Here is a 12,578-nt window from a genome sequence, read left to right on the forward strand (position 1 = left end):
AGGAATAAAGACTATAAAAACCAAGGGACAAAAATACGAAATTAATGATTAATGATTCATGATTAATTTGTTAATTTTTTCCTTGATAATTTCGCATCACTCCAGAGGCAAAAGGTGTCCATACACAAGCGCGTATACCGCTGTTTTTAAGCATCTTATTCGTCCAGCTATTGCAAGTAAAAAATAGCTGATAGTGCCCCTTAGCTTCATAAAAGGCATCGGTGTCACCATAGACCGCATCGGTAGGCACCAGTACGCCCCTACCCTCTTGTAAGACAAAGGTTTGCGCAATATGGTCAACCAACTGCTTATACTGGGCTGCACTAAGCGAGAGTGATACGACTTGTTCATCGATAGGAATTTCATTGTAAAAGGTAGCATGCATCAGGGTACCTCCTTGCCCGGTAACCGCCTGAAAGGCAGTAGTTAGTTTCAGGTCTGCCCAAGTGGGTGTTTCCAAATAAAACTTCCTACATCCCCAGCCCAAGGCAATATAGCGACTTTGGCCTTTGCCTCGTGTATCTTGCTCACTAACAATTGTTTGCCAATCAAAGAAAGTGTTCTTGACAGGCATCACAATATCAGTATGTGCGCCATTGGATAGTAGCCAAATGGTCTCTTCCTGCTGAGGTACTTCTTCCGTATTAACCGCAATACGAGAGAGTACCGCTGCCGAAAGCAAATAAAGCAACAGAAAGGCCACGAAGCCTGCTATACCATAACCGAGGTATTTTAAAGTTTTGAGAAATATTTTCATCAAGCAAATTGTAAATGTTGTAATTCCTTACCAAATGCTTGTAGATGATTTTGTATTTTTTCTACAGTTTTAGTACTTGGTTTGCGATACCCTTGCACATATTGGCTCAATTGTGCCTGATTAACCCCTGTGAGTCGTTCAAGCCCCGCAAAACTAAGGATATGAGAATAGTGCTGCAAGAATGAAGGCAGGTCGTATAGAAACTCAAAAGTAGCCTCCTGAAACTCTTTTCCTTCTTCTTCGTATAAGGTTTTCATATCTGCATAGGAAAGTTTAAAATCTTCTATAGCCTCCTCTACTGTATCTCCTTCTCCTATAATCCCATAGTTAAGCGTATCATCTGCTAAATCTATATATACACTATAGGCACCATCTGCTGTTTTTTCAATAAATGCTTTTACTTTGTCCATAATATTTGTTTTTATTTTTTTATTCCTGCGGCTTTCAAAATACTACTAAGAGTTCCTGTAGCCACTTCTTTACTTTTATGATTACTCAATCTGAATTTTTTATCTGTAATAGGACTATACCATACAGGATGCCCATTAGCCTGTTTGTCTGTATCATAACAACCAGCTTCCCGTAGTATTTTTTCCAACTCTGAATACTTCATAAAATTCTCCTTTATGCCCACAAAGATAATGCTATTATTTTAAATAGCAAAATATTTTTTTACCCCTTACAGATTTCCATTTCTTCTTCAAGCCACTGAGAGAAAGGCATAAGATCTGTATCCTCTTCCCATTCTTCGGGAGGGACATCGGAGTAGAACACCCCAAACTGATCACCTTTTCCTAAGACAAATCCTGCCTGATGACCTACATTGGGATAGCAGACTAAAAGGATATGAGGGAATAAATAGACCCCTGTCCCTTCAAAGACCTCTTTAGCATAGCTCTCCCATTGATCAGGTGCATAGAACTGGTCGGAAAAACCTCTTTCGTCCTCAAAAAGGGTACAAGCGCCTAAGGTAAGGAGGAAAGTTTTGAAGTCCTCAGGTAGGCGAACATTATATTGCTGTTCAAAGCTGGCAAGTTCTTCCTCGGTAACCTTTGCTTGTTGGGTAAAGCGATAGGTCTCATTGCCATAATGAATAGGCTTTCCTGCACTTTGCTGCAATAGGTTTTGTAGTATTGTAAGATTTTTTTGAAAGGTATTCATGGTCTTCTATCTTTGTGATACGCTATACTCTCTTATGTTCGTTGAGTAAGCGTACTAACTGATATACTAAGGTTACTGGTTTTTGTTGGTGATAAGGCAAATGTTTTTGCTTAAGGTGCAACTTTTCAGCGCGTATAATAGCTTGTGATTCAGAGGAATTACTATCCTCATGTAATAATGTATAGAGTCTCTTACAGAAGTCAATCTTTTTGCCATTCCTTACATAGTTCATCTTAAAACATTTTCCTAATTGCTCATAGTAATATTCTCTATTTTGAGTGCTTTGTATATCCTTATAATGTAGCAATAGCCATAGTTCAAAACAATCATTGGAATAAGCTACATTGTAGTCTAAAGATTTGGCCTTATCTATAGAATTATCAAAGAGGGTAAAGTCCTTATCCGTATTTTGCACATCCATATCAAACACACACCATACCTCATCAAAAGTAAAATCCTCATTTTTTACAATCTCTTGAGTGGCTTGTACCAAACTCATCTTAGATTGTCCTTGTAGGTTTACACATCTGACAGATAGGGAAATCACAGGAAATCGGTTAAAATACCATTCCTCTGTTTGTCCTTCACAAACTATTAATATGGTTTTATTAGCCTCTCTATCAGCCTTATACTGATAGCTATTTTTTCGTTTTTCCCAAGGTTTCCCTTGGTCTGTAACTTTTACCGCTTTTATCTTCTTACCCATACTACTTAGGAATTGGCTGCTAATTCTGAAAAATCTTCTACCAAGGGTATAGCCCCATACTTGCCATGTCTGTAATCTTTCTCAAATGAGGCTTGGGCTCGTATTCCATTTATCTGTGCTAAGCTATATAAGTGGCTCGCTCCTGCTTCGTCCTTTTCAACAAATTCAATCTGGTCTCGCCTTAGAAAGCTACTTGATAACAAAGACGTGTCATGGGTGACAAAGATAAACTGCGTTTGTTTATTTTCTTCTGAGTTAAATAACTGCACTATTCGCTTGGTCAGAAGAGAATGAAAACGTGCATCAAACTCATCAATTACTAATGGGCGACCTTCTTTCACCGCTTCATAGATGTAGGAACTCAGTTCAAAAAGCTTACGAGTACCCTCTGATTCGTATCTTTCAAAAGAAAACGTCCCATGAGTTAATCCTCCCATATATTCCTTTTTAGAAACGAGTAGTTGTGGTTTTTTCTTTTCTTCAAAGTTAGCAGATTTTTCAGCTTCTATGACTTCTAAGTCTTGGATAGAGGTATCTCCTTTTCTTAATATATTGAGAATAAACTCTTTCTTAGACGCTTCTTTCAAGGCTTCTGTTGCATGACTCATCATGGTAGGGTTACTTAATCCACTAATGATATTAATGCTGCTTAGATTGCTTGTAATCTGCTTGGATATCTTTCCAAAACCAAAGGAAGCCAATACGGTAAGAAATAAATTAGTAGGCAAAAGCATTTCGCCAGAGTCTTCTCCTTGTTGGGTAAGGTTCATATAAACGACCCCTTCTGCAAAATTTGTCTTATCTATCTCATTGATAGTATTGTCCTCACGAATAAAATAGCAAAGTTCTCGCCTTCCTTTCTTCCCATAGAGCCATTCGGAGGTAATCTTGCCTGTCTTGGCTTCAAATCCATAACGATATCTTACCTCATCTATATAGAAAATCATCTGAAAGAAAGTCGGTTGGGCTATGGTTTCAGCACTCACAAAAGAATCTATAAGAGAAAGCACCTTGCTATCTCTCACTGAATCGGATACGATTTTTAGAAAAGCCTCCAGCGCTTTCACTACATTGCTTTTTCCACTGGCATTCGCCCCATAGATAGCTTTTGTCTTTAGGAAAGCCCCCTCTTTGTACTTGAAAGTATGTGTAGGTTCCAAAGCAATATCCTGAACTGAAGTCAGATTTGCTTTAGAAAGGCTTAGTGTCTGTATCTCTTTAAAAGAACGGAAGTTACCAAAACTAAAATCTTGCAGAATTATCATAACATCGTTTTTTGCATATTTATTGCAAAAATACAAATAAGAAATGATTTGACAAAATTTTTCTTAGGGTAGGATCTATTCATAACGTCCTTTATAGAGTTCTTTAGCTATTTGTGTGTATTTTGTTATAAAATCGGTCTTATGAGCCGTATAAGCATCTCTATCATGTTCATAAGGTTTCCACAGGGAAATCTTAAGCGCCTCATATTGTCTTGCTACTAACAAATGATCCTGCAAATAGTCCCGAAAATACAACTCATCATTATCTCCCCAATAGCGCAAATGCAAGTGAAATACCTTATTAGCAAAGCCCTGTAGGGTATATCCTTTGTTAAAAGAGAGTCTTGTGGGAGTCTCATTCATACAAAGATAACCTGCTTGAAGAAATATCTCTTTTATCTGTAGAAGTGAAGCAGTCTGTCCCGCTTCTACAAGTATATCTATAATTGGTTTTGCCCATATTTCACCAATGGCAGTGCTACCTATATGACTTATCCTAAACGCTTTATCAGAAGGTAATCTTTGCAGAAGAAATGTTTTTTCTTCCTCAAACCATGCTTTCCAAAGCGGATTAAAAGGTGAAAGAATGATGGGAAATAGTTGCCATAGTTCTGCAAGCGACATTCTTAACAACGGATTGGTCTGTTCATCATTAGTCATTTGTCATTATTTAGTGCGCTTCTAACCAGTTGTTTCCTGTTCCTATCTCCACGATAAGAGGAACGGAAAGCTTGTAGGCCTGTTGCATTTCTTCACGAATAAGGGGTGTTACGAGTTCCAATTCTGCTTTGGGAACATCGAAGAGCAATTCGTCATGTACTTGTAGGAGCATGCGGGTAGACAAGCGTTCCTTCTCAAGGCGCTGGGCTATCCGTACCATAGCTATTTTGATAATATCGGCCGCGCTTCCTTGTATAGGGGCATTTACGGCGTTGCGCTCGGCAGCTCCTCTAACTACCTGATTACGAGAATATATATCTGGTAGGTAACGACGACGGCCTAAGAGGGTCTGTACATAGCCATGTTCGCGGGCAAAAGCGATCTGTTTTTCTATATAACCCTTGAGCTTAGGATAGGTTTGGTAATAGGTATCAATCAGTTCCTTACTTTGACTACGGGTAAGGGAGGTCTGTTGGCTTAGCCCGATGGCCGATACTCCATAGATAATCCCAAAGTTAACCGTCTTGGCATGACTACGCTGCTCCTTGGTTACCGCTTCCAAGGGCACCCCAAATACTTTAGCTGCGGTGGAGCGGTGGATGTCCTGCCCCTCAAGGAAAGCCTCTATCATATGGTCTTCCTCACTCAGGGCGGCGATGATACGTAGCTCTATTTGGGAATAGTCAGCCGAGAGGAGGGTATAGTCCTCATTGCGCGGTACGAAGGCCTTGCGGATTTGGCTACCTCTTGGGGTACGGATAGGGATATTCTGCAAATTGGGTTGGTTACTACTAAGCCTACCGGTAGCTGTTACCGCCTGCATGAAGGTCGTGTGTACGCGCCCTGTACGTGAGTTTACCTCACGAGGAAGGGCTTCTATATAAGTGCTTTGGAGCTTCTGTAAGGCACGGTATTCCAATACCTGTGCTACGACGGGGTGTTCAGCAGCCAGTTCGGAGAGCACCTCTTCGGAGGTCGCATATTGTCCCGTCTTGGTCTTTTTGGGCTTGGCCAGCAGCTTGAGCCTATCGAAGAGTACCTCTCCCAACTGCTTGGGAGAAGAGAGGTTAAAGTGTCCCGTTTGGGAGAAAATAGCCTCCTGCAGCCCGATAAGGTCTGTATTAATCTGCTTGGATAGTTCACCAAGGAAATTAGTATCCACTCGGATACCCTCGTACTCCATCTGTGCCAACACTCGTACCAAGGGCGCTTCTATATCGGTAAAGAGAGCGGTCATCTGGTCTTTTTCTAAAAGCGGCTCAAAAACCTGCTTGAGCTGTAGGGTGACATCGGTATCCTCCACCGCATATTCCTTCTGCAACTCTGCAGGAACTGCACGCATGGTCAGCTGCCCTTTGCCTCGCTTACCGATAAGTGATTCGATAGCGATAGGCTTATAGTCGAGATAAGCCTCGGAGAGCAGGTCCATATTATGCCGCATATCCGGATTGAGCAGGTAATGGGCAATCATGGTATCGAAGAGCTTTCCACTCACCTCGATGCCATAGTTGGCCAATATTTTTAGATCATACTTGAGATTTTGGCCTATCTTGAGAATCGTTTCTGACTCAAAGAAAGGCTTCAGCAGCGAGAGCCATTGCCCTGCTAAGGCCATATCTTCCGGAAAGAGAATATAATAGCCCTTATGTACCTCCCAGGAAAGTGCTAAGCCCACTATTTTGGCTTCCATCTCCTCCAAGGAAGTCGTTTCCGTATCGAAACATACTTCTTTTTGTGCCAAAAGCTCTGGTAATAAGGCTTCTACCTCTGCCTGAGTGGTGAGTAACTGGTATTGATGGGGTATATCGGCTATGGTTTTGAGTTTCTTAATAGGTTCTACAGGGGTAGAGGCCCCTTCTGTAGGTAATAATTGTTGATAGTTAAACAAATCAGGGACTACAGGCTGCAACTTAAAAGCTTTCTGTAGGGTGGTAAACATATTGCGGAACTCCAATTCCTCAAAGATTGCTTTTATCTCGTCCATCTTGGGTTGGGAGAGTTCAAAATCTTTTTCATCGAAAGTCACCGGAACGTCTAAGATAATACGGGCAAGGGTTTTGGAGAGTATTCCTTTTTCCTTATTATTCTCAATATTTTCTCGTAGCTTCCCTTTGAGCTTATCGGTATTGGCCAATAAGTTTTCCATAGAGCCAAATTCCTTGAGGAGCTTTTGGGCGGTCTTCTCCCCTACTCCAGGTAGGCCAGGGATGTTGTCCACTGCATCACCCATCATTCCCAGCAGATCGATCACCTGCTCGGGGCGCTCTACTTGAAAATTCTCTTTGACCTCTTCCACACCCCATATCTCCACTTCATTCCCCCCACGGGCAGGCTTATACATAAAGATATTGGGAGAGACCAACTGTCCAAAATCCTTATCTGGGGTGACCATATATACGGTATACCCCTGTTTTTCAGCCTGTTTGGCTAAGGTTCCTATGATATCATCGGCTTCGTAACCTTCCTTTTCGATAATAGGAATCTGCATGGCCTCCAATATTTGGTGGATATAGGGTATAGCCAGGCGAATCGCTTCAGGCGTTTCGTCTCGGTTGGCCTTATATTCAGCAAACATAGCGGTACGCTCTTGGCTTCCCCCCTTATCAAAACATACTGCCAAGAGGTGCGGTTGTTCCTTACGGATGACCTCCAGCAAAGAGTTCATAAAGCCTACTATAGCCGAGGTATTCAGTCCCCTGGAATTGATACGGGGATTTTTGATAAAGGCATAATAACCTCTAAATATCAAGGCATAAGCGTCTAAGAGAAATAATTTTTTCATTATAATACATCTTTTTAAAGAAAAACCTTTGGCAAATCAGTTTCACCAAAGGTATTTTCTTTCAAATATAGAAAGGTTTAACAAACACAACCTAGAAATTAGGCAACACAAAGGTATGAATTGTAAAATTGTCCTCAATAGCCTTATCCCCTAAGTTGGAGAAGAAGCTACCAGAACCATACTTGATGTCAAATTGGGTACGGTCAATCACTATGGTAGAGGCAAATCCTTCGACTGTAGTTCTTAGCATATCAAAGGTTATAGTCTTGGTAATCCCTTTGATAGTAAGGTCTGCTTCCACTTTATAGCCTGCTTGTGTTTTGGTTGTCTTTTTGATAACTAAGGTAGCCACGGGAAACTTCTTTGTATCGAAAAAGTCCTCGGACTTGAGGTGTCCTTCGAGCTTTGCTCTTAGCTTGGCATCCAGGTTATCATCGGTAACGGTCAAGGAATTCATCCCCACCACAAAAGAGCCTCCCACAAGTTCCTTATCCTTATAGATAAACTCTCCTTTGCTAAAGGCAAGGGTACCCTTATGGCCTCCTGCGATTACCTTTTTGGCCTCCCATTGGAGATTACTGGCTTGCAAGTTGATTTTTTGGGCTTGCCCCATCACTATTGTAGTGATCAGTAGCGCGAAAATGCTTAGTATTTTCCTCATAAAAATTAGTATTTGAATAGGGGCAAAGGTAATTATAAAAATGGAATTAACAAACTACTTATCAGAAAAATTATTTTTCTGTGAGGACTTGATCCTCGAACTCCACCTTAAAGTTCTCTGTCACATAGCGTTGTATCTGATCCTTATGAGCTTCATCGGAATAGAGGAGTACGGCCTTTAGTTCCTTATGCTGGGCAAGGAAATCCTTTGCCTTCTCCACCCCTCCCAAGGCCATAAGTGTAGTGGCATAGCCATCGGCCAGCATAGCCGAAGGAGCTACAACGGTGGCACTGAGCAGGTTACTGGGCTGGGGATAGCCTGTTTTGGGATTAATCGTATGGACGTATTTCTGCCCCGTGATGGAGTCCGTCCATAGCTTGCGATAGTTCCCTGAAGTGGCCAACCCACAATCGGTTAGCTCCACAGTGGCTACGATTTCCCTATCCTCATCAGGCTTTTGCAAGGGATTGTCAATTCCTATCCTCCAGGACTTGCCCTTGAGGATATTCTGCCCATGGATGACCAGTTCTCCTCCTACCTCTATAATAAAGTTGTCTATCTGCTTGGAGTGAAAATAATCGGCTATCACATCGGAGGTATAGCCTTGAGCTATCGCATTGAAATTCAGTTGTATATCAGGATTATCCTTCCTAATGAAAGTTCCCTTGGGCGTAGCATTGATATGCACCTTATCCATCCCTGTGAGGGCCAGTAGGCTGTCTATTTGTTTTTGGGTCGGAGGGGTGTGGTTCTCCCTTTTGCCAAAGCCCCAAGCGTTGATCAGCTGCCCTATAGAGGGGTCGAAGATACCATTACTCTGCTGATATATATCCATAGAGGCCTGAAGAACTTTCTGAAAATGAGGGTCTATTGGCAAGTTTTCTCCCTTGTTTATTTGGGTGATCAAAGAGTTCTCTATATAGGTAGACATAGAGAGATCTATCACCCTTAGGATGGAATCTACAGCAGCCTTCTCCACCGGCTTGGTAGCGATATAGGTAATCCCATAGGTGGTACCCTGTGCCTCACCCCGTATGTAATAGACATTCTCCTGGGACGGCTGTTGGCAGGCAACCAATAAGATTGCTGCCCATAAGGTATATAGGTATTTCATTTATTCAATCTTTAATAATCCTCTAAAATCAACTTGGTAGGACTTGCCTTGCTCCAAGGGAGCGGTAGGATCGGCTACATCATAAAGGCCTACGCCTGCCCAATAGGTATCTCCCTCATGCTCCACGGCCTTTTGGCGTACCTTTTCCATGAAGGTGGGGTCATATACATCGGGATCATCTCCGCCTAATATAGGGCGCACGATGATGAAGCTCTTCCTTCCCTGTGGGTCTATACAGACAAACTGTGGGTTCTTCTTACGGTCGCTATTGACCAACAAAAACTCCCAGCCCAGCTCTTGCAAGGCCTCCCCTACGATATTCATCGCTAAATTATGTAATTCTTGTTCGGTAAGTGCCAACTTATATAATAGTTAATGATTAATGACTGTGAGGCCTTTTAGAAAGGAAACCTTATCGTTCTTTCGGTATGGTCTTCATCAAACTGTACATCATAATAGAGTACTGTAGGATAAACTAAATAGCCGTAATTCTGCTTGATAGTAATTCGGTAAAGATTGTTGTAGTCCAAATAAAGAGTAGTTTGGGTACCGCCCTCTACCACTACATCCCCTCTGACCGAACTTACAGTGTAGGCATTACCTGAATTGTTAATTAGGGTCAAGACACCTTGCTTGACTGTATTCCCCTTTGGAGAAGAGGGAGGCAGCGGAGTCGTTGCCAGGAACTGTGGCGTACCATAGGTACCTAAGAGTTGCCAACGAACACCCTTAGGCACAGTGGTCTTGTAGCCGCCGAAATCATCCATTGCATAATATACATTAGCGGTAGCCATATCATAGGCAGCCGCTATGTTGAAACGATAGCCTGTACAATTCTCTTCATTATCACAATAGCTAAAGAGAATGCACTCATTCCCATTGATAAAGGTAGCCCCATACTTGGAACTCATAGAGCGATAGATAGGCCTGCTTAAGCGCTTGCTCAAAGACTTCTCTATCGCTTCGGAGATGGGCTCCAAGCCTTTTAAGGGTACCAACTGCCCTCCTTTTAGCTCAAAAGGATATTCCATCCCATACTCACTACTGCTTATAGGCATCACTACCTCAAAATACTTGAGGGGTGTTCGGTCATTATCTCCATAAAAAGCTTCTATAAGGTAATCCAATCCGTTCAAGCCAATAGCCTCCGGAAGTAGATTCTCGAAAGCACTTTTACTAGAGGCTTTGCGAAGCCCATCTGTATACTGGGAATCAAACGAATTATTGATTACCTTACTCATCCCTTCTACAATCGCCTGCTTAGACACATAGGAATAATTCTTATTCCCTTCCTCTGCCTTGGTAACCAAATAAAAATGATAAGCATAATCCCCATAATTGCTATAAGGCACCTGCTTTCTTATTTTAAAAAGTTCCTGACTATCATATATAGAAGAAAAATTCGTAGATTGGGAAAAACAAGTCATCAATGAAGCTACAAAAGCTATGAATGATAAAAGATATTTTGTTTTCATAAAAGGTTTTTTTAGCCTGCAAATATACTAAATTTTCCTTTAAATATCTACTATATTTATGATTTTTTTAGTGTTTTGAAAACGAAAATCTGCCTTCTTATTCTATTTTCTCTCCAGACTAATCTTACACAAAACAAAATTAATAGGTATTGCCAATAAAACACCTATAGGAAGCGATAACAATGCTATAGAAAGAACTGCACTGATATAAAAAAAAGCTATATATCTCTGTACAAAACAAAACAACTCTTGATAAGCATAGCAAATACCCCATACGATAGGAAAACGCATAGAAGCACGAGTAAGTTCCTCTTCGCCATAAAGAAAAAATCCTATGAAAAAGACAATCAACACGGACAATAGCACTCCCATAAAGTAAAATAGCCCAAAATCCTTTAGCAATTTACAGCTCATCTGCTCCTGACAAATCAACTATTATATTACAATTGTATTATTTAAGATGATTAGGCACTTCCCCTATGACAAAGGTATGCTTACCCTTATCGGCTATCTTGGTAATCGTCTCCATATATTGGAAAAACTTAATATTCTCATCGCCCTTCATCAGTTCAGAGGCATTCTTAAGTGCTCTGGCTGTGGCTACGGCGGTACGAGCATTTTCAAGTTCGGAAGTAGCACGTATTTTACTTTCCAAGACACGTGAGAAGAGGTCTTGTACGCTCTTGGGGAAAGTAATATCTATCAGCTGTGCTTTCATGATCTTCAGTCCCCAAGCAGCCACTTCTGTGCAAAAAGCCTCCTCTTTGAAGTCAGTGATATCATTTCGACATTCGTTTAGCTTTTCACTCGTAAAGGCCGATATCTTCTGGCGTAGCAGCACTTGTGCAGCAGCGGCTATTTGTTGTTCTGCTACTGAAAAATGACCCTCTTCTACACCAAAATTATCGGTGAATAGCTTGGCATTGTCCAATTTGTAAAGCAAGTAGAACGAAAACCGCAGCGCAATATTATCTGCCGTTAGCACCTCCTGATTGACAACCCTTATGCTCCTGAGCTTCTGGGATAGGGATATGATATGTACTTTCTCCCACGGACTGAATTTATAGACTCCTGCGGAGAGTTCTCTCTGGAAAACATTCTTCTTAAACAGTAACCCTATACAACCAGGCGCTACTTCTAATTCTTTGTAAAACATATAGATACAATTGATGATTCATAAAATAAGAAAGAGAAGACCTCTAAAGAGCGGGAAAGCCAATTAAGCCTTTCAAAGAGTGAAAGACGGTATCCTCAGCCTTGCAAACGCTCCTTAGAGTGAGCCGCAGCCCTGTCTTATCTTTCTTCCCAAATAAATAAATGATTTTTTTGGAGTCATCTTCCCCTTTTGTTGTCCGCAATACCTTATTTTGATAGGAAGACGATATATAATAAGTGGCGGTTTGTTTTTCCTCTGCAAATATACGATTTAAAACCAAAAAGGCAATCCCCTATGTAAGTGGTTTTTCTTTATACCTCCAGCAGCCCGTAAGCCATAAGGTTAAGAGTATAAGCGTGATGAATAGAATGGTTTTTATCATAAGAATAGGTTTTTATTTAGGGTGTCCGATAGCAATTACGCCCGCTGGCGCGAGCTTGTAGCTCGTGCCCAATTCAAAATTCTCTCACTTGTCCTACCAAACCAAATGATAAGCGAAGAATTAACAAAAAAAGCTGCCCAACAAAAGGCAGCTTTTTTGTTAGGGGTAGTAATAAAAGTTTACTCTTCTACTATAGGAGAACAGTATTTCCAGAGATAAGCATTTTCATAAAGGTGCTTAGTACCTTTAGGAACGATGAGTTTTTTATTATAGCCTAAACTTATATTTGTCTCTGGTGGAGTAGTTGCCTTACATATTATTTCTTGCAAAGAATTACAATATGAAAAAGCATAACTTCCTATACTTGTAACCGAATTAGGAATTGTTATAGAAGACAATGAACTACATTTATAAAAAGTTTCATCTCCTATACTTGTAACCGAATTAGGAATTGTAATA

General features: G+C 41.0%; 14 protein-coding genes. All 14 read right to left on the reverse strand.

Going from position 1 to position 12,578, the window contains the following annotated elements:
• Positions 1-70 precede the first annotated feature (70 nt).
• Entirely contained in the window at positions 71-757 is a 687-nt protein-coding gene (locus HMPREF1551_RS01855; protein ID WP_021627310.1) for a TIGR02117 family protein, read from the reverse strand.
• The gene (locus HMPREF1551_RS01860) at positions 757-1,167 is read right to left on the reverse strand and encodes a type II toxin-antitoxin system HicB family antitoxin (protein ID WP_021627311.1); all 411 of its coding nucleotides are present in this window, start codon (positions 1,165-1,167) and stop codon (positions 757-759) included. Before HMPREF1551_RS01860 ends, HMPREF1551_RS01855 begins: the two co-directional genes overlap by 1 nt.
• Positions 1,168-1,178: 11 nt before the next feature.
• Positions 1,179-1,370: a type II toxin-antitoxin system HicA family toxin gene (locus HMPREF1551_RS01865; RefSeq protein ID WP_034544111.1), complete on the reverse strand. Its 192-nt coding sequence runs from the start codon at positions 1,368-1,370 to the stop codon at positions 1,179-1,181.
• A 59-nt stretch (positions 1,371-1,429) separates the two neighbouring features.
• Positions 1,430-1,918, reverse strand: a complete 489-nt coding sequence (locus HMPREF1551_RS01870; protein WP_021627313.1) for an SMI1/KNR4 family protein — start codon at positions 1,916-1,918, stop codon at positions 1,430-1,432.
• 22 nt (positions 1,919-1,940) lie between these two features.
• Positions 1,941-2,624 carry an RloB family protein gene (locus HMPREF1551_RS01875; RefSeq protein WP_021627314.1) on the reverse strand — a complete coding sequence of 228 codons (684 nt, stop codon included), beginning with the start codon at positions 2,622-2,624 and terminating at the stop codon, positions 1,941-1,943.
• A 5-nt stretch (positions 2,625-2,629) separates the two neighbouring features.
• Entirely contained in the window at positions 2,630-3,889 is a 1,260-nt protein-coding gene (locus tag HMPREF1551_RS01880) for an AAA family ATPase (protein ID WP_021627315.1), read from the reverse strand.
• A 75-nt stretch (positions 3,890-3,964) separates the two neighbouring features.
• Positions 3,965-4,549, reverse strand: coding sequence for a GrpB family protein (locus tag HMPREF1551_RS01885; RefSeq protein ID WP_021627316.1), 585 nt, complete (start codon positions 4,547-4,549; stop codon positions 3,965-3,967).
• A gap of 10 nt (positions 4,550-4,559) precedes the next feature.
• A complete protein-coding gene (polA, locus tag HMPREF1551_RS01890) occupies positions 4,560-7,331 on the reverse strand; it encodes a DNA polymerase I (protein WP_021627317.1) in 2,772 nt (923 codons plus the stop codon).
• Positions 7,332-7,422: 91 nt separating this feature from the next.
• Positions 7,423-7,992, reverse strand: coding sequence for a YceI family protein (locus tag HMPREF1551_RS01895; protein ID WP_021627318.1), 570 nt, complete (start codon positions 7,990-7,992; stop codon positions 7,423-7,425).
• 70 nt (positions 7,993-8,062) lie between these two features.
• Entirely contained in the window at positions 8,063-9,106 is a 1,044-nt protein-coding gene (locus HMPREF1551_RS01900) for an FAD:protein FMN transferase (protein ID WP_021627319.1), read from the reverse strand.
• Entirely contained in the window at positions 9,107-9,466 is a 360-nt protein-coding gene (locus tag HMPREF1551_RS01905) for a hypothetical protein (RefSeq protein WP_034544098.1), read from the reverse strand.
• Between the two features lie 38 nt (positions 9,467-9,504).
• Positions 9,505-10,581: a hypothetical protein gene (locus tag HMPREF1551_RS01910; protein WP_021627321.1), complete on the reverse strand. Its 1,077-nt coding sequence runs from the start codon at positions 10,579-10,581 to the stop codon at positions 9,505-9,507.
• Positions 10,582-11,032: 451 nt separating this feature from the next.
• Positions 11,033-11,737, reverse strand: a complete 705-nt coding sequence (locus HMPREF1551_RS01920; protein ID WP_021627323.1) for a slipin family protein — start codon at positions 11,735-11,737, stop codon at positions 11,033-11,035.
• Between the two features lie 561 nt (positions 11,738-12,298).
• Positions 12,299-12,578, reverse strand: a 280-nt coding sequence (locus tag HMPREF1551_RS13280; RefSeq protein WP_021627327.1) for a leucine-rich repeat protein, incomplete at its 5' end; no start/stop codon positions are given.

This window comes from Capnocytophaga sp. oral taxon 863 str. F0517 (genome assembly GCF_000466425.1).
GTDB lineage: Bacteria > Bacteroidota > Bacteroidia > Flavobacteriales > Flavobacteriaceae > Capnocytophaga.

Bases quoted from the DNA above. Each gene is read 5' to 3' on its own strand.
- HMPREF1551_RS01870 (WP_021627313.1), bottom strand. From the start codon at position 1,918: ATGAATACCTTTCAAAAAAATCTTACAATACTACAAAACCTATTGCAG.
- HMPREF1551_RS01865 (WP_034544111.1), bottom strand. From the start codon at position 1,370: ATGAAGTATTCAGAGTTGGAAAAAATACTACGGGAAGCTGGTTGTTAT.
- HMPREF1551_RS01855 (WP_021627310.1), bottom strand. From the start codon at position 757: ATGAAAATATTTCTCAAAACTTTAAAATACCTCGGTTATGGTATAGCA.
- polA (WP_021627317.1), bottom strand. From the start codon at position 7,331: ATGAAAAAATTATTTCTCTTAGACGCTTATGCCTTGATATTTAGAGGT.
- HMPREF1551_RS01885 (WP_021627316.1), bottom strand. From the start codon at position 4,549: ATGACTAATGATGAACAGACCAATCCGTTGTTAAGAATGTCGCTTGCA.
- HMPREF1551_RS01860 (WP_021627311.1), bottom strand. From the start codon at position 1,167: ATGGACAAAGTAAAAGCATTTATTGAAAAAACAGCAGATGGTGCCTAT.
- HMPREF1551_RS01910 (WP_021627321.1), bottom strand. From the start codon at position 10,581: ATGAAAACAAAATATCTTTTATCATTCATAGCTTTTGTAGCTTCATTG.
- HMPREF1551_RS01895 (WP_021627318.1), bottom strand. From the start codon at position 7,992: ATGAGGAAAATACTAAGCATTTTCGCGCTACTGATCACTACAATAGTG.
- HMPREF1551_RS01875 (WP_021627314.1), bottom strand. From the start codon at position 2,624: ATGGGTAAGAAGATAAAAGCGGTAAAAGTTACAGACCAAGGGAAACCT.
- HMPREF1551_RS01880 (WP_021627315.1), bottom strand. From the start codon at position 3,889: ATGATAATTCTGCAAGATTTTAGTTTTGGTAACTTCCGTTCTTTTAAA.
- HMPREF1551_RS01920 (WP_021627323.1), bottom strand. From the start codon at position 11,737: ATGTTTTACAAAGAATTAGAAGTAGCGCCTGGTTGTATAGGGTTACTG.
- HMPREF1551_RS01900 (WP_021627319.1), bottom strand. From the start codon at position 9,106: ATGAAATACCTATATACCTTATGGGCAGCAATCTTATTGGTTGCCTGC.